Raw genomic sequence first — 20,380 nt, 5'->3', positions numbered from 1 at the left:
TCTATAATCTGGAAGTGATCGATAGAATAATAATACAAAATAAACCCAAAGAAGAAAGAAGGCCTGACCATCATGAAAATGCTTGCCTACAGCGTGCGAGAAGACGAGCGCGCGTTTTTCAAAGCATTCGGAGAAAAATATCATATAGAAGTGGAGATGTCTTCAGATCCGCCCACTGAAGAAAACGCGGGAAAAATACCCTGCGACTGTGTCAGCATCATCACCACCCCGGTGACAGCAAAAGTCATCGAAGCCTGGCATGCCTGCGGGGTTCGGTGCATTTCCACCAGGACCATCGGCTACGAGCACATTGACCTGAAAAAAGCCGGAGAACTGAACATCCCGGTGACCAATGCCCCTTATACGCCGAACACTGTGGCGGACTACGCGATCATGATGATCCTGATGCTGCTGCGGAAAATGAAACCCATCCTGAACCGCTATATCGGACAGGATTTCGGCCTGGAAGAAATCAGGGGCAGAGAACTCCAGCAGCTGACAGTAGGCGTGGTGGGGACCGGTAAAATCGGCGCCGCCGTACTGCGGCATCTTTCCGGATTCGGCTGCAGGCTGATCGCCTCCGATCTGTATCCCAGAGAAGAGCTGAAACAGATCGCGGAATATGTCACGCTGGAAGACTTGTTTGCCCGGAGCGACGTCATCACTTTTCACGCTCCCGCCACGGAGGAATCCTTCCATATGGTGAACCGGGAGAGCCTGGCGCAGATGAAAGACGGCGTGGTGCTGGTGAATACAGCCAGAGGTTCCCTGATCGACACGGATGCTTTGATCGAAGCTCTGGAGACAGGCAAAGTGGGAGCTGCCGGCCTGGACGTGGTGGAAAATGAGCAGGCGATCTATTATAATGATTACAAATACCGGCCGGTATGCCATCACCAGATGTCCATCCTGAGCGCTATGCCAAACGTGCTGATGACGCCCCATACCGCGTTTTTTACAGACCAGGCTGTGAGTGATATGGTGGAGCATTCCATCGCCGCCTGCGCGGCTGAGCTCACAGGAAAACCCGACCCATACCGGGTATCATAACATACAGATCATCAAACAGGAGGTTAAGAGAATGAATACAATACCAGAAAGACTGCAGGCCCTGAGGGACCTGATGAAAGAGAGCGGCGTGGACGTGTACCTGATTCCCACATCCGATTTCCACGAATCCGAATATGTGGGAGACCACTTTAAAGCCAGGCGCTATATGACCGGCTTTACCGGTTCCGCCGGAGTGGCAGTTGTAACCATGACAGAAGCAGGGCTCTGGACGGACGGACGTTATTTTATCCAGGCGGCCGCCCAGCTGGAAGGAAGCGGCGTAACGCTTTACCGCATGGGAGAGGAAGGGGTGCCCACGGTGGAGGAGTTCATCCAGGATCAGCTGCCGGAAGGCGGCTGTCTGGGATTTGACGGCCGTGTGGTGAACAGAAACCTGGGTCTGAAGCTGGAGAAGGCGGTAAACAGCCATGGCGGAAAACTGTCTGTGGCAGAGGACCTGGTGGGCAGAATATGGACAGACCGTCCTTCCCTTCCTGCCGAACCAGTATTTATTCTGGAAGAGCGTTACAGCGGAAAATCCATGGAAGATAAAGTGGATGAGGTGCGCAAAGCCATGGAAGAGGAAGGCGCGCAGGCCCATATCCTCACCTCCTTGGACGATATCGCCTGGCTGCTGAACATCAGGGGTGGAGATATTCCTAACTTTCCCATCGTGCTTTCCTATGTGGTGCTGACGCCTGAAAAGCTGTTCCTTTTCATCAATCCGGCAACCCTGTCTGAAAAAGTCCGGGCCTATCTGGAAGGCAATGATGTCACGCTGATGCCTTATGACGGGATTTACGGTTTTGTCAAAGACCTGAAAGCAAAAAAGGTGCTGCTGGACGGAGCAAAAGTAAACACAGCTATCTGCAGCAGCCTGCCGGAGGGAACGGAAATCATCAGCAAGCCCAATCCTACGCTGCTGATGAAAGCAATAAAAAATCCTGTGGAACTGGAAAACCTTCGCCGGGCGCATATCAAGGACGGCGTGGCTATGGTGAAATTCCTGTATTGGCTGAAATCCAATATCGGCAAAAAAGAGATTACGGAGATCAGCGCATCCGACTATCTGGAAGCCTGCAGAAGGGAGCAGGAGGGGAACCTGGGCCTGAGTTTCAATACCATCAGCGCTTATAATGCCAATGCCGCCATGATGCACTACAGCGCTACCCCTGAGTCCAACTCAGTGCTGAAGCCGGAAGGCTTCCTGCTGGTGGATTCAGGCGGGCATTACTATGAAGGCTCCACAGACATTACCAGAACCATTGTGCTGGGGCCGGTTCCCCAGGAGTGGAAGCTGCATTTTACCACAGTGCTGCGTTCCATGCTGACCCTGGCCAACGCCAGATTCCTGTATGGCTGCTGCGGCATGAATCTGGATATCCTGAGCCGGGGGCCCCTGTGGGAAATGGGGCTGGATTATAAATGCGGCACAGGCCATGGGATCGGATACCTGTTAAATGTCCATGAATCGCCCAACGGCTTCCGCTGGAAAATCGTGCCGGAGCGCAATGACAGCGCGCCGCTGGAGGAAGGCATGGTGACCACAGACGAGCCTGGCGTATACATTGAAGGCAGCCATGGAATCCGTACGGAAAATGAGCTGGTCTGCAGGAAGGCGGAGAAGAATGAGTATGGCCAGTTCATGGAATTTGAAAACATCACATATTGCCCCATTGACTTGGATGCGGTAGATGTGCAGTACCTGTCGGACAGAGAACTGAAGATGCTCAATGATTATCACGCAATGGTATACGAAAAGCTCCAAGGCCGCCTGAACGAGGAAGAACGAGCCTGGCTGAAAGAAAATACCAGGCCTCTGTCCAGATAATCCGGAGGTAAAATGAAGGAAGAAGGATGTACAGAAAATCTATATGGCGGGCTGCAGGTCTATGAGGACGCAGCCCGTCCTTTTTCCCGGGAGGAACGGCTGAGGAAAATAGCAGGACCGCTGCTTCACTGGTTCCGCGCCTCCGCCAGGGTTCTGCCCTGGCGGACCGACCCCACGCCCTATCATGTCTGGGTATCGGAAATCATGCTGCAGCAGACCAGGGTGGAGGCGGTAAAGCCCTACTATTCCAGGTTCATGGAACGTCTGCCCGGAATTCGGGAGCTGGCGGAAGCGCAGGAAGAGGAGCTGCTGAAGCTGTGGGAAGGGCTGGGATACTACTCCAGAGTGCGGAACATGAAAAAAGCGGCGGAACAAGTGTTGGAAAACTGGGGTGGAGAGCTGCCCGGATCTGCCGCGGGCCTGCAGAAGCTGCCCGGCATCGGCAGCTATACGGCGGGAGCCATCGCTTCCATTGCCTTTGGACTTCCGGAACCGGCGGTGGACGGAAATGTGCTGCGGGTAATTTCCAGAATTACAGCCAGCCGGGCGGATATCGGCGAAGCCTCCACCAAAAAAGCCATGGAGCAGGAGCTGCGGCCAGTTCTGGAGAACTGCGGCCAGCCTGGGGACCTGAATCAGGCGCTGATGGAACTGGGAGCAACCGTATGCCTGCCTAACGGCGCGCCCTGCTGTGATTCCTGCCCGGTTTCCGGCCTGTGTTTGGCAAAGAGGCAGAACCTGACAGAAGAGATTCCTGTGAAAGCGCCTAAGAAACCTAGAAAGATTGAAGAAAAAACCATATTTCTGGTGGAATGGGACGGGGCGGTACTGGTGCAGAAACGACCGGAAAAGGGACTGCTGGCCAGTTTGTATGAGTTTCCCTGGAAAGCCGGAAAAATGACTGACAAAGACACAAAAGAGCAGTGGCAGGCCATTCTGGGAGTTCCGGTGAGCGTCAATCCGCTGGGGGAGGCAAAGCATATTTTTACCCATATAGAATGGCGGATGACCGGTTACGCGGTGGTTCCGGAATCTGCGGACCATATCAGGCCGGAACTTGGCGAAGTTCTGCCTGAGGCTCCTTTCTGGGCTTCTGAATCAGAGGTCAGGGAACGGTATTCCGTGCCCAGCGCGCTGCGGACTTACGCCAAATGGATCGGGAAAGTGAAAAAAGATAAACCCAGATCTTGCTATTCTGCAGGAAAGCAGTTATTATAAATGTATCATATAAGACGGAGGATGTAATGATGAAGTACTATTTAGCAGTTGATATCGGTGCGTCCAGCGGCCGCCATATCCTTGGGCACATGGAAGACGGCAAAATTGTGCTGGAAGAAGTGTACCGTTTTGTCAATGGAAATGTGATGAAGGACGGCCACCTCTGCTGGGAGCATGACCGGCTGTTTGAAGAGATTGTAAACGGGCTGAAGGCCTGTAAGGAACTGGGAAAGATCCCTGTGACTATGGGAATCGACACCTGGGGCGTGGACTACGTGCTGCTGGATGAAAAGGATCAGGTCATCGGCGATTTCTACGCCTACCGTGACAGCCGCACAGAAGGCATGGACGATGTGGTTTTTGGGAAAATTTCCGAAGAGGAGCTGTACAGCCGCACCGGCATCCAGAAGGCGCTGATCAACACCATCTATCAGCTCACTGCCTTACAGGAACAGCACCCCGAATATCTGGAGCAGGCCAGGTCTTTCCTGATGGTTCCTGAATATTTCAATTTCCTGCTGACAGGAGTCAAGAAAAACGAATACACCAACGCGACCACAGGCCAGCTGGTGAACGCAAAGACCTGCGGCTGGGACAGAGAGCTGATGGAGCGGCTGGGCATCCCTTCCGGCATCTTCGGAGAACTCTGTATGCCGGGCACAAAGGTGGGGAATCTGCGGCCTGAAATCCGGGAACAGGTGGGATTTGACCTGGAAGTGATGCTGCCTGCCACCCATGATACGGGTTCCGCGGTGCTGGCAGTTCCGGCAAATGACGACGATTTTGTATTCTTAAGTTCCGGCACCTGGTCCCTGATGGGAATTGAAAGAAAAGAGGCGGACTGTTCTGAGGCTGCCAGGAAATTTAACTTTACCAATGAAGGCGGCTATGACCACCGTTTCCGTTTCCTGAAAAACATTATGGGACTGTGGATGCTCCAGAGCGTCCGCCGGGAACTGAACCAGGGAGAGCATCAGTATGGATTCCCGGAACTGATCGCCCTGGCAAAAGAAGCGGACGGTTTTCCTTCCATGGTGGATGTGAACGACCAGACCTTCCTGGCCCCGAAGAGCATGACCCAGGCCGTGAAGGATTACTGCGCAAGGACCGGGCAGCAGGTGCCCGCCACTACAGGGGAACTTTTGGTGGTGATTTACAACAGCCTGGCAAAATGTTATGCGGATACGATTTCTGAGATTGAGGAACTGACCGGCCGCACCTTTACACGCCTTCATATCGTCGGCGGCGGCTGCCAGGACGGCTATCTGAACCAGAAGACGAAAGAATATACCGGCAAAGAGGTTTATGCCGGGCCGGTGGAAGGAACCGCGCTGGGCAATCTGATGGTGCAGATGCTGAAGGACGGGGTGTTTGAGAAGCTGGAAGACGCCAGGAATTGTGTGGCGGCATCTTTTGACGCTAAGAAGGTCTGAGCGGAGGAGCCGCTTTTGCCCGGGCATTGCTTGAGAAGCTTGAGGAAAAGGAGAAAGGCTGTGACAAAGAAGAGATTTTGCAGTTGCTGAAACTTAAAAATCATGAGGAAGCATCAGAAAAGGATATGTATTTTGACGCGAAAGGGCATTTTTGCGGCTTGACCGAGGAAGAAAAAAAGAAGAGGCCCTGTTGCAGGAATACTTTAAGATAATTCGATCGGCTGCGTCAGGAAGCGAACAGGAAACATAAAAAGCCGCCCTGCATCGGGAGCTGCTGGGGACTTAGAGGCCTCCCTTCATTTACAGTCCTTACAGCGCTGCCGATGATAGGGCTGCAAATGAGGGAGCGAGCTTTAGTATTCCGGCACGTTAGGATTCATATCCGTATAGTTCACCGTGGTAAACATTCCGCCCAGCGTGGGGACGCCATTGTTGGTCACGTGGTGCGGCATATGGCAGTGCATGGGCCATACGCCCGGATTGTTGGCCACGAATTCCACGTCCCAGGTTTCACCCGAGGCCACAAGAATTGTATTTTTGCAGATCTGAGCTGCCGGCTGGATGGGAAAGCCGTCCGCGCCGGTTACCCGGAACTGGTGCCCGTGGAGATGGATGGGGTGGTGGTGCATCTGGATATTCCCGAAACGTATTTTCACCTTATCGCCGCAGTCCACCTGCAGAGGCAGTGTCTGGGGATAGCTTTTTCCGTTGATGGTAAAGAAATTGAACATCGGCTTTACAAAGTTAAGCGGATATGTGCCCGGCGTGAGATCTCCCCAGGGCAGCGCGTTGACCGCCCATTCCTGAAGAATGCAAAGATAATCTTTATCAGGAGTATCACACGTCCTGCATGGATTTTCTACGATGAGCCCGCCGAACAGGCCCGCGTTATCCTGGATGGGAACCTCTACATGGGAATGATACATGTAAGTGCCGGGAGGATTGCAGATCGTAAAGGAGTAATCAAAATATTCTCCCGGATAAATATAGGGAGAAGGCTCCAGAGGAGGCACCCCGTCCATGAGGTTGGGCACCTCCAGGCCGTGCCAGTGGACGCTGGTGCGGTGGGGCAGATGATTGATGACCCGTATGGTCACTTTATCTCCGGGAAAAACATGAATCGTAGGGCCGGGAGTGGAACCGTTATAGCCCCAAGCTTTGATGACAATTCCGTCCACAAGCTCCCACAAAATTTCCTCTGCTGTCAGCTCAAAGAATTTTCTTCCTTTTACAATAGTATATGGCAAGTCCTTGATTCCTGGTGTGATTACCATAAAAAAGTCCTTTTTCTTATTTGTAACAATCTATTACAGTTTTTTGAAAATATGTATATGCTTCAGAAGATTATCCTGCCTGACATGCAGCGTAATACTTTTACATAATGAAGATTTTATTGACTTAGGAAAGTGTTTAGAAAATTAAATATTAGAGGTAAAGCACATGGAATATAAAGAAAATGCGTTGCACTATGAGGACTATTGTAAGCTAAGGGAAAGTGTTGAGTGGCTGCCTTATTTAAAAGAGCAGGCACAAAAAGCTCTTGACAATAGTATATACACGGTAACAGCAGTTGATGATAATCACACTATCGGAATGGGGAGATTGATAGGTGATGGAGTGTACTATTTGATAGCCGATATTGTGGTACACCCGGATTATCAGAAACAGGGTGTCGGCAATAAAATTGTCAATATGATAATTGAATATGTTGAAAATGCTACACCAATCGGCGGACGTTCCAGTATACAGTTGATTGCAGTAAAAGGAAAAGAAGCATTTTATGAAAAAATGGGATTTAAAATAATTCCACATGAATTTTGTGGTTCTGGTATGCGGAAAGTCATTCATAAGTAAAATGTGATTGATTGAGACTATGAAATAAAGTTTCACACACTCTATATATAAAGCAAGGGCAGAAAGCCTGAAATTCAAGCCTTATGCCCTTCGTTATCATAGAAGATTCTTAATTACAGACTTTTTTTAATAGTCTCTTTTTATACAAGCATCATGATCTCTTTTAATGATTTGATTTCATAATCCTGTCCATAGCACTTTCTGGCACTGCTTCTGTTGATCAACACTGATTTTACCCTCGCATTTTTTGCACATTTTATATCTTTCTCTTCATCACCTACAAATAAAATCTCATCCAAACGAATTAGCATTTGTTCAGCCAATACAAATATCCCTGTTGGATTTGGCTTACGAAAACCGATATCAATAGATGTGAACGGAAAATCAATATATTTTAATAATCCTTTTATATCTTCTAACACATATTTATTATCCATTCCATAAGCAACATCGGATAATGTGCATACCTTTTTGGCCTTCTCCTTTAATTCCCTTAAAACGTCTTCTGCCTCAGGATATTCACTTACTTCATTCCGAAAAAAAGAATAAAATACATGTTTGGCCTTATTAATGTCTGGAATTGTACACGTAATCTTACTTAATATATCAATAAAAATGTCATCTGATTTGACCTCGTATTCTCTTGGATAAGTCCGTGTATTGTACATGGTTAATGCTTGAATTGCGTTCTTATAATCTGCTTCCGTAAAAGTCAACCTGCATTCCTTCACCATATTTTCAAAAGCAGGCCTGTATAGAACAGACCAATTTAATGGTTTATTATATTTGATTAATGTTTCCCCAATATCAAAGATTACTGCTTTTATCATGTTATTCTTCGCTCCATAGTTTGAAAAATGTTTATATATTTTTCATGGCAGCATGAAATAAGAAGGAACTGCGCACTAAAAAATCTTAGTGCGGCAGTTCCGCCTGTTTTTTACCGCATATAGCATATCATGCCGTTAGCAGAAATCGGTTTCATGCAAAAGCTCTGATAAAAATGGTTGTCCACCGGATCTTCCATATCCGTGACCACCAGGAATGAGCGAACGTTCTGATACCGTTCCCACGCTGTCCGGAAAAGACGGCTCCCGATACCCTGCTTCTGATGGGAACGCTCTACGATCAGATCCTGTACCATCAGGATATGTTCTCCGTCCCCAACACATCTGACAAATCCCACCAGTCGGCTGCCTTCAAAGGCACCGAACAGCCAGAGCGATTGGTCAAAAGCTCTTTTCAGAGCCCCGTCGTCGTTCAGATAGGCGTTCCAGCCCTCCTGGCGGTAAATTTCTTTTATTTCTTCCAGCATTTCACTGGTAAATTCCTGATATTGAATCATCATATTTATCCTTTCTATTTGAGATTTAAATGATAGATTCACTGCTCCGCAATTTCATATTCATACCTCCGATCCGGCCGATGGCCGCGCCCTCATTTTCATAAGGATAAATGATCTGCCTGGCCCCGTGGTATGACCATTATAAGGTTGGCTGCCGGATAAAGCAAGAAAAACTGAAAAGTGCTTTACAACCAGTGAAATCTGTGTTATGTTTAAATCAGTAAAAATGTTATAAAACAAAAATATTGTTGAAATAAGGAGGTGAGCGATGGAACAGGCATTGGATCTGAATCTGGACGATGCCAGGCAGATGGCCGCCGTGGGCAAGGCGCTGTCCTCAGAGGTGCGCATCAGGATGCTGCGGCTTCTCTGCCGTGGGCCGGGCAATGTGAACGAACTGGCGGAACAGCTGGAGCTGCCCCAGTCTTCCGCGGCCATGCATGTGAAGGTGTTGGAAGAGGCGGGGCTGATCCGCACGGAGCTGCTGCCGGGAACCAGAGGTTCTATGAAACTTTGCACGCTTTCCGCGGGCAGCCTGCAGATGAAGATGGAGACCAGAGAAACCGGGCCCTGCAGGCAGGAAGAAATCTCCATGCCGGTGGGACATTTTGTGGATTATTCCGTAGAGCCCACCTGCGGGCTGGTGGGAGTCAGAGGCCCTATTGGCGAGGAGGACGAACCCAGATGCTTTTTTGAACCGGAGCGGGTGGACGCGCAGCTGATCTGGCTGGGCGGCGGTTATCTGGAATACCGCTTTCCCAACCGGCGTCTGGAAGATGCACAGGTAAAGGCGCTGGAAATCTCCGCCGAAGTGTGCAGCGAAGACCATGAATACAACCTGGATTGGCCTTCGGACATCACGATGTGGGTCAACGGGCTGGAGGTGGGAACCTGGACCTGCCCCAGCGATTACGGCGGCAGGAGGGGACGGCTGAATCCGGACTGGTGGCCGGATAAGAATACGCAGTACGGGAAGCTGAAGACCTGGAGGATCACAGAAAAGGGCTGCTATGTGGACGGCAGGAAAACCACTTCCCGGGGGATCGGCCAGTTTCAGCTGGAGAACGCGCCCTATATAACAGTCCGCCTGGGAATCCGGGAGGACGCAAAACACCAGGGCGGCCTGAATCTGTTCGGCGAAAGCTTCGGAGACCACAGGCAGAACATTGTAATGAAAATAATATATGAATAAAGGAGAAGGAAAAATGAAAGAACGTTTACTCGAAAAGTTTGCGGAAGTGTATGGGGAAAGCCAGGGTGCGGAATATTTCTTTGCGCCCGGCCGGGTGAACCTGATCGGGGAACATACCGATTATAACGGAGGGCATGTATTTCCCTGCGCGCTGACCATCGGGACCTATGCCCTGGCCAGAAAAAACAGCACAGGCATGATGAATTTCTATTCCGAAAACTTCCCCCAGAGGGGCGTGGTTTCCGTACCGGCTGAAAACTTTGTCTATGAAAGCGGGGACGGCTGGACCAATTATCCCAAGGGAGTGATGTGGGTATTCGAACAGAAAGGTTATCATATTACCAGCGGCCTGGATATCCTGTACTTCGGAAATATCCCCAACGGATCAGGACTTTCCTCCTCCGCTTCCATCGAGGTGGTTACGGCTGTCATCCTGAAGGAGATTTTTGGGTTTGACGTGGATATGGTGCAGGTGAGCCTGTTCACACAGATGGCGGAAAACCAGTTCAACGGCGTGAACTGCGGAATCATGGACCAGTTTTCCATCGCCATGGGTAAAAAAGACCATGCCATTTTCCTGGATACCGCGGACCTCTCTTATACATATGCGCCCCTGAAGCTGGAAAACGCCAAGATCGTGATTGCCTGCAGCAATAAGAAGCGGGGCCTTGCGGATTCCAAATACAACGAGCGCCGCTGCCAGTGCGAAAAAGCCCTGGCGGAACTGAAAACAGTGGTGAACATCAACAATCTGGGGGATCTGACAGAAGAACAGTTTGAGGAAGTAAAAGATACCATTTCCGATCCCGTGAACCGCCAGAGGGCAAAACATGCGGTATACGAGAATCAGCGCACCATCCGCGCGGTGGAGGCCCTCAAGGCCAACGATATCGCGCTGTTCGGCAAGCTGATGAACGAATCCCACGTTTCCCTGCGGGATGATTACGAGGTGACGGGAATTGAGCTGGATACTCTGGTAGAGGCCGCCTGGGAACAGCCTGGCGTGATCGGGTCCAGAATGACCGGAGCAGGCTTTGGCGGATGCACCGTGAGCATTGTGGAAGACAGCGCAGTGGAAGCCTTTACGGAAGAAGTGGGCAAAAAGTACCTGGAAAAAATCGGCTATGCCGCTGATTTCTACGTGGTGAGCATCGGCGACGGCGCAAGAAAGCTGGATTGAGGAGGGGAATATGGTAAGCACTTGGATCAGACAGCTGGTTCGCTACGGCCTGGAAACAGGTCTGACCGCGCCAGAGGACGAAATTTATACGACAAACAGACTGCTGGACGCCCTGGGTCTGGAAAATTATGAAATACCGGAAGAAGAGGTAAGACTTGCGGAAGGGCCGGTGCGCCCTCTGGAAGAAATCCTGAAAGCTCTGCTGGACGACGCTGTGAGCCGCGGCGTTCTGGAAGACAGCGTGGTGTACCGGGACCTGTTTGACACCAGGCTTATGGACTGCCTGATGCCCAGGCCCGCCCAGGTGATCGGAAAATTCTGGAAGGACTATGAAACATCCCCGGAGACAGCTACCGACGCATATTACAAATTCAGCCAGGATTCCGACTACATCCGCCGTTACCGCGTCTGCCGCGACCAGAAATGGGTAACGCCCACGGAATACGGAGATCTGGATATCACCATCAACCTGTCCAAACCGGAAAAAGATCCCAAAGCCATCGCCGCCGCAAAACTGGCCAAACAGAGCGGCTACCCGAAATGCCTGCTGTGCAGGGAAAACGAAGGGTATGCGGGGAGAGTCAACCATCCCGCCAGAGAAAACCACCGGATCATCCCAATCACTGTCAACGGACAGCAGTGGGGCTTCCAGTATTCCCCTTATGTTTACTATAACGAGCACTGCATCGTGTTCAACGGGCAGCATATCCCCATGAAAATCGACAGGGCTGCTTTCTGCAAGCTGTTTGATTTTGTCAGGCAGTTCCCCCACTATTTCCTGGGTTCCAACGCGGACCTGCCTATTGTGGGAGGCTCCATCCTGACCCATGACCATTTCCAGGGAGGCCACTATACCTTCGCCATGGCAAAAGCGCCTGTGGAGACCCCGGTGCAGTTCACAGGCTTTGAAGATGTGGAAGCAGGTATCGTAAAATGGCCCATGTCCGTCCTGCGCACCAGATGCAGGGACGAAAAACGCCTCATTGATCTGGGAGAGAAAATCCTGAACGTCTGGAGAGGTTATACGGACGAAGATGCCTTTGTGCTGGCAGAGACCGACGGGGAGCCCCACAACACCATTACGCCTATTGCCCGGAAAAACGGGGAACTGTATGAGCTGGATCTGGTGCTGCGGAATAATATCACCACAGAAGAGCACCCCATGGGAGTTTATCACCCTCATGCTAAGCTGCACCATATTAAGAAAGAGAATATCGGCCTGATCGAAGTGATGGGCCTGGCGGTGCTGCCTGCGCGGCTGAAAACCGAGATGGAAGAGCTGCAGGAGGCCATTCTGGCAGGGCGCGACCTGCGGGCTTCAGAGGCTACGGCCAAGCATGCGGACTGGGCGGAAGGATTCCTGAGACAGCGCGGCCCGGTGAATGAAGAGAACCTGCCTGAAATCATCCGGGAGGAGATCGGTAAAGTCTTCGCGGAAGTGCTGGAAGACGCGGGCGTTTATAAGCGCACGCCGGAAGGGAAGGATGGGTTCCTGCGGTTTGTGGAGGCAGTGAACCGGAAGTAAAAAGAACAGCGCTGAGGAGAGACGGCTTTTGGGATGCTTCCCCGAGGCCGTCTTTCATTTTGAATAGTAAGATTACATAAATTGCTTTACAAAATACGACAGAATAAATTATAATTGATATAGTGCAGGAAAATGCAGTATATTGATAACAGCAGCAGCGCAAAAACAAAACGGGAGGGAAGATAATGAATATAATAGATAATTTGTTGGACCGAATGATAGAATTTGACCAGGGCGCGGCCAAACGCATTCAGCATTTTATTAAAGTGCATGCATACGCAAAAATGATCGGAGAACGGGAGGGAATGTCCGGAGAAGAGCTGGAAACCCTGGAGGCAGCCGCATTGGTCCACGATATCGGAATTAAACCTGCCCTGGAGAAATTCGGAAGCCATGCAGGCCCGCTGCAGGAAAAAGAGGGGGCGCCTCTGGCAAAAGAGCTGCTGCATGAGACGGGATTTTCATTCGAGCAGGCTGAGCGGGTCAGCTTCCTGGTAGGGCATCACCATACCTACAGCCAGATAGACGGGATGGATTATCAGATATTGGTGGAAGCGGATTTTCTGGTAAACATTTATGAAAGCCAGTATTCTTCTGAAGCAATAAAAAATACATACCATAATATTTTCAAAACAGAGTATGGAAAATGGCTGTTTGTGCAAATGTTTGGAGCACAGGACTAAAATGGGAAGGTGCGAAAACGTTACCCTCACCAATATGTGCATGATCCGTCGGGGGGATCAGGTCCTGGTTCAGCAGCGTACAGATCCAGTCTGGCCCGGGATCTGTTTTCCCGGAGGCCATGTGGAAAAGAACGAGCCGGTGGCGCTTTCTGTGATCCGGGAGGTGAGAGAAGAAACCGGTCTGACGATAAAGAAACCGCGCCTCTGCGGCATTAAAGAGTTTTATTTAGAAAAAGGAGGCGGGCGCTATCTGGTATTTCTGTTTCTGGCGGATGCGTTCACCGGAGAACTGCGGAGCTCTTCAGAAGGAGAGGTATTCTGGATTCCCCGCAGCGAGCTGGAAAGCCAAAACCTGGCGGAAGATTTTGCCTGTATGCTGAAAGTATTTGAGCAGAATGAAATTTCAGAATGCTGCTGGTTTGAAGCTGACAGCGATTGGGTATATATTTAAAAAGAATAATATTTTGTTGCGCTAATTCAAAATATTTCTGAAAAAATAATATTTCCTGAAATATTTGACATTATCATGAAAAAGTATATATATTAATTGCCTGCATGGTAAAAGTGTTACATTGACCATGCTATGAGGGAAAACAGAAATAATCAAAGTCTGAATTTAATATTTTGAGTTTACATTAAAACGGTTTGGATAAATTTTATAACTTGAAGAAAAAAAATCAAGCAGGTTAAATTAGCGATTTAATTTCCGACTTGCAATCATCCTGAAACGTGATATAATTTTATAGGATATGCCAAAGAAGGATATCTGGATAAATAAATACCTTATATATAGATAGAAGAAACAGAGGCTAACATAGGAAATCCCGCAGGATAATATTTTAAAGAGTTGAAAAATAGGAAAATTCAGCAATTACCATCAGTCTGGAAGCAGGCCTGTATTGCAGACCGGGATTGCAGAAGAAAAGAGCGTGGAAACCGGCATGTCGCAGGGGCGCAGCCGGCGGAAGGGTGATGACAGCGTACAGACTGAGAATTCGGATGAATGAAGCCGGAGTGGCGAAGCCTGCGCAACGGGTCATTACTGAAGTGATACAATCGGAGGAGAGTTTGAGTATGCAAAGGGAGAAAAAAGGACTGAATAAACGGAAAAGGATGGAACACTGGCAGATCGTCGCGCTGTATCTGCTGCTGTATGACATCATCACCATCAACCTGTCATACCTGCTGGTGCTGTGGGTCCGCTTTGACTGTGTGTTTTCACGGATTCCCCGGGAAGTCCTGCTCTCCTATGTGAAGTTTGTCCCGATCTACACCGTTTTCAGCGCTCTGGTATTCTGGAGAATGCGGCTCTACAACAGTATCTGGAGATTCGCAGGGTACAGTGAGCTGCTGCGAGTTACTCTTGCCACTGCCATTACAGGTCTGTTTCATACCGTTTTCATCACAGTGCTCTTCGGCAGAATGCCGGTATCTTATTACCTGTTCGGCATGATGCTTCAGTTCATATTCACCATTGGCATCCGTTTTTCCTATCGTTTCATACTTCTGGAAAGAGGAAGAAGAGAAAAAAACACTCAGGTAAAAGATAAAGTGATGCTGATTGGCGCCGGGGCCGCAGGCCAGCTGATCCTGAAGGATCTGCTTCGGGCCAAAGAAAGCCAGAGCCAGGTCTGCTGCATTATTGATGATAATCCCAATAAGTGGGGCCGGTTTATCGAAGGCGTTCCTGTAGTGGGCGGCAGAAACGATATCCTGTTAAACGTGGAAAAATATAATATTAACCTGATACTGATCGCCATACCCAGTGCAACCGCAGAAGAAAAACGGGATATTCTGGATATCTGCAAAGAGACCAGCTGCCGGTTAAAGATTCTGCCCGGAGTATATCAGCTGGTGAGCGGAGAGGTGTCCCTCTCCAAGATGAAAGATGTGGCGGTGGAGGATTTGCTTGGACGGGAACCCATCAAAGTAAATCTGGATGAAATCTTTGCTTACATAAAAGGAAAAACCATTCTGGTAACAGGCGGAGGGGGATCCATCGGCAGCGAGCTGTGCCGTCAGATCGCAGGCCATGAGCCGGAACATCTGATTATTTTTGATATTTATGAAAATAACGCATATGAAATTGAGCAGGAGCTTCGGAGAAAGTATCCTGATTTAAAGCTTTCCGTACTGATCGGTTCTGTCCGGGACAGCCGCAGAGTGAACTGGATATTTGAGACCTATAAGCCGCATATCGTATACCATGCGGCGGCCCACAAACATGTGCCGCTGATGGAGAACAGCCCGAACGAGGCGATTAAAAACAATGTGATCGGAACCTATAAAACCGCCTACGCAGCCCTCCAAAACGGGAGCGAACGCTTTGTGCTGATCAGCACAGACAAGGCGGTGAATCCGACCAACATCATGGGAGCCAGCAAGAGGCTGTGCGAGATGGTGATTCAGAGCATGGATGCGGTCAGCAAAAGCGGCAGGACAGACCTGTTGCCACCCCTCAAAGGCCATACTTGTACGGGAGGAGCCAACCGGCTGTTTGCCGAGGACCCGGAAGACGCGCTGGTAAAAATCCCTGATTTCATGCAGAAAAAAGCAGGGTCAGGGACGGAATTTGTGGCCGTACGTTTTGGAAATGTGCTGGGCAGCAACGGGTCTGTTATCCCGCTGTTCAAAAAGCAGATCGAAGAGGGAGGGCCGGTCACTGTAACTCATCCCGACATCATCCGGTATTTCATGACCATTCCTGAAGCGGTCAGCCTGGTTCTGCAGGCCGGAACTAAGGCCCGGGGCGGGGAAATCTTTGTGCTGGATATGGGAGCGCCGGTGAAGATCGACGCTTTGGCCAGAAACCTGATCAGATTGTCCGGGTATAAGCCGGATGTGGATGTTAAAATTGAATATACTGGGCTGCGCCCCGGTGAAAAGCTCTACGAAGAGAAGCTGATGGCGGAAGAGGGAATGCAGAAGACTGAGAATGAACTGATTCATATCGGGAAACCCATTCCTTTTGATGTGGAAGAGTTTTTAGGGCAGCTGGAAATGCTGGCGGAGGCCTGCTATGGGAATAGCTCTGAGATTAAGACGATTGTGGCGTCTGTTGTGACTACTTATCATAGTTCTGAAGATGATTTGGCGGAGAGGCGGGGGATGTTTGCGGAATTATTTAGAGAGGCCGCAGCAACAGTGGAATAGATGTATTAAAAAAGGCATGCGTAGGTATATAGGCGCAGTAAAAAGGGGAACGAAAGATGTTTAATTCTGACAAGAATTTTAGAAGATTTGAAAATAAAATTTGGCTGTCTTCGCCCACCATGCACGGTGATGAACTGAAATATGTCACTGAGGCTTATGAAACAAATTGGATGTCGACGGTAGGAGAGAATATTAATGAAGTAGAGAGATTGATTGCTGGAAAGGTAGGTGTCCGTTATGCAGTCGCATTATCGGCAGGAACGGCGTCTCTCCACCTTGCCGTGAAGCTTGCCGGCGAAGTCATGTATGGTCAGCATGAAATTGGAAAAGGAGCGCTGAGACAACAGAGAATTTTCTGTTCCGATGTTACGTTCGGCGCTACGGTGAACCCTGTTGTTTATGAGGGAGGTATTCCCGTTTTTATTGACTCAGAGCGTGACACATGGAATATGGATCCGGTGGCCTTGGATAAAGCGTTTGAAGTATATCCGGAGGTCAAGGTAATTGTAGTAGCGCACCTGTACGGCACACCGGGAAAGATTGATGAAATCAGGTCGATAGCAACCGCTCACGGAGCTGTCATCGTAGAGGACGCTGCAGAATCCCTGGGCGCTACCTATAAAGGAAAACAAACTGGAAGCTTCAGTAATTACGGCTGTATCAGCTTCAATGGAAACAAGATCATCACGGGTTCCTCAGGCGGAATGTTCTTGACCGACTCCAAGGCAGATGCCGAAAAGGTGCGCAAGTGGTCAACCCAGAGCCGGGAAGCTGCTCCGTGGTATCAGCATGAGGAACTGGGCTACAACTACCGTATGAGCAATGTAATTGCCGGTGTTGTGCGCGGACAGATTCCGTATCTGGAGGAGCATGTTGCACAGAAGAAAGCAATCTATATGCGCTACAAGGAAGGCTTGAAAGATTTGCCGGTGCAGATGAATCCTTATGATGAGAAGAACAGTGAACCCAACTTTTGGCTGAGCTGTATGACTATTGATAAGGATGCCATGTGCAGGCAGGTTCGCGGAGAACAGGAATCGCTCTATATCAGTGAACCTGGCAAGAGCTGCCCGACGGAAATACTGGAAGCGTTGGCGAAGTACAATGCGGAAGGTCGTCCGATTTGGAAGCCTATGCATGTTCAGCCGATCTTCCGCATGAATCCATTTATCACAAGAGAAGGTAATGGCAGGAGAAAAACCACGGCGCATCTTGACGGCGGCTGCGTGGATGTAGGTATGGATATTTTCCAGAGAGGTTTGTGTTTGCCGAGTGATAACAAAATGACTGCTGCGGAGCAGAATCAGGTTATTGGGATTATTCGGAGTTGTTTCATGTAAAGGGTATGGATATGGAACATAAAAAAGGATTCTATGAAAAGTATATAAAGCGTCCGCAGGATTTTCTGTGCGCATTGCTTGCATGTATCGTTTTATGTCCTGTCATGCTGGTGCTTGCGATTCTGGTAAAGATTAAGATTGGTTCGCCTGTTCTGTTTACTCAGGTAAGACCAGGATTACATGGAGAGATATTCAAGTTGTACAAGTTCCGAACAATGACCAATGAGAGAGATGAAGATGGAGAATTGCTGCCGGATGAACAGCGTCTTACACCTTTTGGCAAACTGCTTCGTTCTACGTCGCTGGATGAACTGCCGGAACTTGGGGCCATCTTGTCCGGACGGATGGCGGTATGCGGACCCCGGCCGCTCTTGGTAAAATATCTTCCTCTTTACAACGAGCATCAGGCAAGACGGCATGAAGTAAGACCAGGATTTACCGGGCTTGCACAGGTGAATGGAAGAAACTCCATTAGCTGGGAAGAAAAATTTGATTTGGATGTGGAGTATGTAGATCACATTACATTCCTCGAAGATTGGAAGATCATTTTCAGAACCATCTGGACTGTATTGAAACGAGAAGGTATTAATTCGGAAACCTCCGAAACCATGGAGGAATTCATAGGAACAGATACACCTGAAACAAAAGATAATGCGAGGGTATAGAGATGAGACTATTAGCCATTATCGGTGCAAGTGGTCATGGAAAGGTAATTGCAGATATTGCAAGAAAAATTGGCTATAGTGAAATTGTTTTTTTCGATGATGATGAAAGCATCCGTGAATGTGGAGGTTATCCGGTCATAGGAAAATGTACAGAAACCGGACAAATAGATGCTGATGTAATTGTTGGAATTGGCAATTCGGGAGTCAGGAAGCGGATACAGGAATCCATTCCGGATGGAAAACTGGTTACACTCATTCATCCTGATGCAGTTATTGCAGAAGATACAATGATAGGTGAAGGAACGGTAGTCATGGCTGGTGCAGTAATTAATCCGGGAGCAAGGATTGGAAGAGGCTGCATCATCAACACCTGCTCGTCTGTGGATCATGATTGCAAAGTAGGAAATTATGTTCATATAGCAGTGGGCAGTCATTTATGTGGAACTGTCTCTGTGGGTAATGGAACCTGGATTGGTGCTGGAGCAACCATTATTAATAATGTTTCAATCTGTCCGGATTGTATGATTGGTGCAGGAGCAGTAGTTATAAAAAATATTGTTGAGCAGGGAACATATATAGGTTGTCCTGTCAGTAAAATGCAAGGTTGAGGTTAAAAGTGTCAGATAAGAAAAAAGTTATGATAATTGCGCATTTCTGTGACTATGGACAGGAAAATTCAAACAACAGATTTAATTATTTGGCAAGCTTTTTAGCGGATCATGGCTTTGAAGTAGAACTTGTGACTTCATCCTTTTCGCATAGAGACAAGATGCAGCGGATAGAAGAGAAGAATGAAAGGCGAACATACAGGACGACACTGATTTTTGAGCCATCTTATCACAAAAACATCTCGCTCAAAAGGCTTTTTATCAGCCATCATAAAATAGCACAGAATTTGCGAAAATATCTAAGGCAATGTGATTGTCCAGATATATTGTATTGTGCGATTCCCTCAATTAATTTGTCTGAGGTTGCTTCAGAGTATGCAGCAAAACACAATATTCCGTTTGTGATTGATGTTCAGGATCTTTGGCCTGAGGCGTACAGATTGATCCTGAAAAATGAGAGCCTGTATCGTCTGGCAACAGGAATGATGAAAAGGAGAATAGAAAGAGTGTATGGTTCAGCGGATCAGATTGTTGCTGTTTCCCAGACCTATGCTCAAAGAGCTAAATCTGTGAATACGAAATGTGACAATCCTATTGTGGTCTATCTCGGAACAGAACGCTTTTTTTATGATAATGATGTGAGCAATTATGCTTCAAAGTATACTAAACCGGATGATGAATTTTGGGTTGGTTATTGCGGTACGCTTGGCCACAGCTATGACTTGACAATTGTAATAGAAGCGATGAAGCTGCTTGCAGATCGTGGGGCTCGCAATATTCGCCTCATGGTAATTGGAAGCGGCCCTCTGGAAGAAAAGTATAAGCAAAAAGCGGCTGAAATGGGGATTGCCTACACTTTTACCGGAAAATTACCGTATGGACAAATGTGTAAGCAGCTGAGCCAATGCGATATTGCTGTGAATCCGATCGCTAAAGGAGCGGCACAAAGTATTATAAATAAACATGCAGACTATGCGATTGCTGGACTTCCAGTTATAAATACTCAAGAATGTGAAGAATACAGGAACCTTTTGAAGTATTATAATTGTGGCATCAATTGCGATGCAGGTTCTGTTGAGCAGGTTGCAAAAGCAATTGATTCTTTTGTAAATGACAAGAAGCTGACTGTTGTAATGAGCCAAAATGCACGAAAGATGGGGGCGGAGAAATTTGAAAGAAGCAAAACTTACGGAGAAATACTTAAGGGAGTTCAGGAAATATTAGGATTAAAATAAAAATATGGTAAGAATGCATGAAAATGTGTTGAAGGAAATTTTGATAATATCATTTCTTGCCAACAATG

At 48.5% G+C, this 20,380-nt stretch carries 18 protein-coding genes; 15 read left to right on the top strand and 3 right to left on the bottom strand.

Annotation, left to right across the window (positions count from 1 at the left end; genetic code table 11):
• Positions 1-72: 72 nt before the first annotated feature.
• Genes EV209_RS00965 through rhaB form a run of 4 tightly spaced genes read left to right on the top strand, consistent with a single transcriptional unit; the run spans position 73 to position 5,532 of the window.
• Positions 73-1,050 carry a D-isomer specific 2-hydroxyacid dehydrogenase family protein gene (locus tag EV209_RS00965; RefSeq protein ID WP_130432166.1) on the top strand — a complete coding sequence of 326 codons (978 nt, stop codon included), beginning with the start codon at positions 73-75 and terminating at the stop codon, positions 1,048-1,050.
• A gap of 31 nt (positions 1,051-1,081) precedes the next feature.
• A complete protein-coding gene (locus tag EV209_RS00960; RefSeq protein ID WP_130432164.1) occupies positions 1,082-2,881 on the top strand; it encodes an aminopeptidase P family protein in 1,800 nt (599 codons plus the stop codon).
• Positions 2,882-2,893: 12 nt separating this feature from the next.
• Positions 2,894-4,099 carry an A/G-specific adenine glycosylase gene (gene mutY / locus EV209_RS00955; protein ID WP_130432162.1) on the top strand — a complete coding sequence of 402 codons (1,206 nt, stop codon included), beginning with the start codon at positions 2,894-2,896 and terminating at the stop codon, positions 4,097-4,099.
• A gap of 26 nt (positions 4,100-4,125) precedes the next feature.
• Entirely contained in the window at positions 4,126-5,532 is a 1,407-nt protein-coding gene (rhaB, locus tag EV209_RS00950; RefSeq protein ID WP_130432160.1) for a rhamnulokinase, read from the top strand.
• 353 nt (positions 5,533-5,885) lie between these two features.
• Here the strand turns inward: rhaB and EV209_RS00945 are convergent, their stop codons facing one another.
• A complete protein-coding gene (locus EV209_RS00945) occupies positions 5,886-6,806 on the bottom strand; it encodes a multicopper oxidase domain-containing protein (protein ID WP_130432158.1) in 921 nt (306 codons plus the stop codon).
• Between the two features lie 166 nt (positions 6,807-6,972).
• Between EV209_RS00945 and EV209_RS00940 the strand changes: the two genes are divergently transcribed.
• Positions 6,973-7,386 carry a GNAT family N-acetyltransferase gene (locus EV209_RS00940; RefSeq protein ID WP_130432156.1) on the top strand — a complete coding sequence of 138 codons (414 nt, stop codon included), beginning with the start codon at positions 6,973-6,975 and terminating at the stop codon, positions 7,384-7,386.
• A gap of 140 nt (positions 7,387-7,526) precedes the next feature.
• Here the strand turns inward: EV209_RS00940 and EV209_RS00935 are convergent, their stop codons facing one another.
• Both EV209_RS00935 and EV209_RS00930 read right to left on the bottom strand, forming a co-directional pair.
• Positions 7,527-8,216: an HAD family hydrolase gene (locus EV209_RS00935; protein ID WP_130432154.1), complete on the bottom strand. Its 690-nt coding sequence runs from the start codon at positions 8,214-8,216 to the stop codon at positions 7,527-7,529.
• 110 nt (positions 8,217-8,326) lie between these two features.
• Positions 8,327-8,731 (bottom strand): GNAT family N-acetyltransferase, encoded by a 405-nt coding sequence (locus tag EV209_RS00930; protein ID WP_207220561.1) that lies wholly within the window; start codon positions 8,729-8,731, stop codon positions 8,327-8,329.
• A gap of 268 nt (positions 8,732-8,999) precedes the next feature.
• Here EV209_RS00930 and EV209_RS00925 point away from each other — a divergent pair, with 268 nt between their 5' ends.
• From EV209_RS00925 to EV209_RS00880, 10 genes are all read left to right on the top strand, one after another.
• Entirely contained in the window at positions 9,000-9,923 is a 924-nt protein-coding gene (locus EV209_RS00925) for an ArsR/SmtB family transcription factor (RefSeq protein WP_130432152.1), read from the top strand.
• 13 nt (positions 9,924-9,936) lie between these two features.
• Positions 9,937-11,103 (top strand): galactokinase, encoded by a 1,167-nt coding sequence (locus tag EV209_RS00920; RefSeq protein WP_130432150.1) that lies wholly within the window; start codon positions 9,937-9,939, stop codon positions 11,101-11,103.
• Between the two features lie 10 nt (positions 11,104-11,113).
• Entirely contained in the window at positions 11,114-12,628 is a 1,515-nt protein-coding gene (gene galT / locus EV209_RS00915) for a UDP-glucose--hexose-1-phosphate uridylyltransferase (RefSeq protein ID WP_130432148.1), read from the top strand.
• A gap of 185 nt (positions 12,629-12,813) precedes the next feature.
• Positions 12,814-13,311 carry an HD domain-containing protein gene (locus EV209_RS00910; protein ID WP_130432146.1) on the top strand — a complete coding sequence of 166 codons (498 nt, stop codon included), beginning with the start codon at positions 12,814-12,816 and terminating at the stop codon, positions 13,309-13,311.
• A 1-nt stretch (position 13,312) separates the two neighbouring features.
• Complete coding sequence (locus EV209_RS00905) at positions 13,313-13,762, top strand: 8-oxo-dGTP diphosphatase (RefSeq protein ID WP_130432144.1); 450 nt, start codon at positions 13,313-13,315, stop codon at positions 13,760-13,762.
• Positions 13,763-14,385: 623 nt separating this feature from the next.
• Positions 14,386-16,464 (top strand): nucleoside-diphosphate sugar epimerase/dehydratase, encoded by a 2,079-nt coding sequence (locus EV209_RS00900; RefSeq protein ID WP_130432142.1) that lies wholly within the window; start codon positions 14,386-14,388, stop codon positions 16,462-16,464.
• Between the two features lie 56 nt (positions 16,465-16,520).
• On the top strand, positions 16,521-17,804 hold the full coding sequence (locus EV209_RS00895) for a DegT/DnrJ/EryC1/StrS family aminotransferase (protein WP_130432140.1): 1,284 nt from the start codon (positions 16,521-16,523) through the stop codon (positions 17,802-17,804).
• An 11-nt stretch (positions 17,805-17,815) separates the two neighbouring features.
• On the top strand, positions 17,816-18,469 hold the full coding sequence (locus tag EV209_RS00890; RefSeq protein WP_130432138.1) for a sugar transferase: 654 nt from the start codon (positions 17,816-17,818) through the stop codon (positions 18,467-18,469).
• Positions 18,470-18,471: 2 nt separating this feature from the next.
• Complete coding sequence (locus tag EV209_RS00885; RefSeq protein WP_130432136.1) at positions 18,472-19,077, top strand: acetyltransferase; 606 nt, start codon at positions 18,472-18,474, stop codon at positions 19,075-19,077.
• A gap of 8 nt (positions 19,078-19,085) precedes the next feature.
• Complete coding sequence (locus tag EV209_RS00880; RefSeq protein ID WP_130432134.1) at positions 19,086-20,312, top strand: glycosyltransferase family 4 protein; 1,227 nt, start codon at positions 19,086-19,088, stop codon at positions 20,310-20,312.
• Positions 20,313-20,380 lie beyond the last annotated feature (68 nt).

Source organism: Cuneatibacter caecimuris (genome assembly GCF_004216775.1).
Taxonomy (GTDB): Bacteria; Bacillota; Clostridia; order Lachnospirales; family Lachnospiraceae; genus Cuneatibacter; species Cuneatibacter caecimuris.
This window is presented reverse-complemented; position numbering and strand designations above follow the sequence as displayed.

Excerpts from the sequence above, each read along its gene's own strand:
- EV209_RS00925 (WP_130432152.1), top strand. The coding sequence starts at position 9,000 with ATGGAACAGGCATTGGATCTGAATCTGGACGATGCCAGGCAGATGGCC.
- EV209_RS00965 (WP_130432166.1), top strand. The coding sequence starts at position 73 with ATGAAAATGCTTGCCTACAGCGTGCGAGAAGACGAGCGCGCGTTTTTC.
- galT (WP_130432148.1), top strand. The coding sequence starts at position 11,114 with ATGGTAAGCACTTGGATCAGACAGCTGGTTCGCTACGGCCTGGAAACA.
- EV209_RS00935 (WP_130432154.1), bottom strand. The coding sequence starts at position 8,216 with ATGATAAAAGCAGTAATCTTTGATATTGGGGAAACATTAATCAAATAT.
- EV209_RS00940 (WP_130432156.1), top strand. The coding sequence starts at position 6,973 with ATGGAATATAAAGAAAATGCGTTGCACTATGAGGACTATTGTAAGCTA.
- EV209_RS00910 (WP_130432146.1), top strand. The coding sequence starts at position 12,814 with ATGAATATAATAGATAATTTGTTGGACCGAATGATAGAATTTGACCAG.
- EV209_RS00905 (WP_130432144.1), top strand. The coding sequence starts at position 13,313 with ATGGGAAGGTGCGAAAACGTTACCCTCACCAATATGTGCATGATCCGT.
- EV209_RS00930 (WP_207220561.1), bottom strand. The coding sequence starts at position 8,731 with ATGATTCAATATCAGGAATTTACCAGTGAAATGCTGGAAGAAATAAAA.
- mutY (WP_130432162.1), top strand. The coding sequence starts at position 2,894 with ATGAAGGAAGAAGGATGTACAGAAAATCTATATGGCGGGCTGCAGGTC.
- EV209_RS00885 (WP_130432136.1), top strand. The coding sequence starts at position 18,472 with ATGAGACTATTAGCCATTATCGGTGCAAGTGGTCATGGAAAGGTAATT.
- EV209_RS00920 (WP_130432150.1), top strand. The coding sequence starts at position 9,937 with ATGAAAGAACGTTTACTCGAAAAGTTTGCGGAAGTGTATGGGGAAAGC.
- rhaB (WP_130432160.1), top strand. The coding sequence starts at position 4,126 with ATGATGAAGTACTATTTAGCAGTTGATATCGGTGCGTCCAGCGGCCGC.
- EV209_RS00945 (WP_130432158.1), bottom strand. The coding sequence starts at position 6,806 with ATGGTAATCACACCAGGAATCAAGGACTTGCCATATACTATTGTAAAA.
- EV209_RS00895 (WP_130432140.1), top strand. The coding sequence starts at position 16,521 with ATGTTTAATTCTGACAAGAATTTTAGAAGATTTGAAAATAAAATTTGG.
- EV209_RS00890 (WP_130432138.1), top strand. The coding sequence starts at position 17,816 with ATGGAACATAAAAAAGGATTCTATGAAAAGTATATAAAGCGTCCGCAG.
- EV209_RS00960 (WP_130432164.1), top strand. The coding sequence starts at position 1,082 with ATGAATACAATACCAGAAAGACTGCAGGCCCTGAGGGACCTGATGAAA.
- EV209_RS00900 (WP_130432142.1), top strand. The coding sequence starts at position 14,386 with ATGCAAAGGGAGAAAAAAGGACTGAATAAACGGAAAAGGATGGAACAC.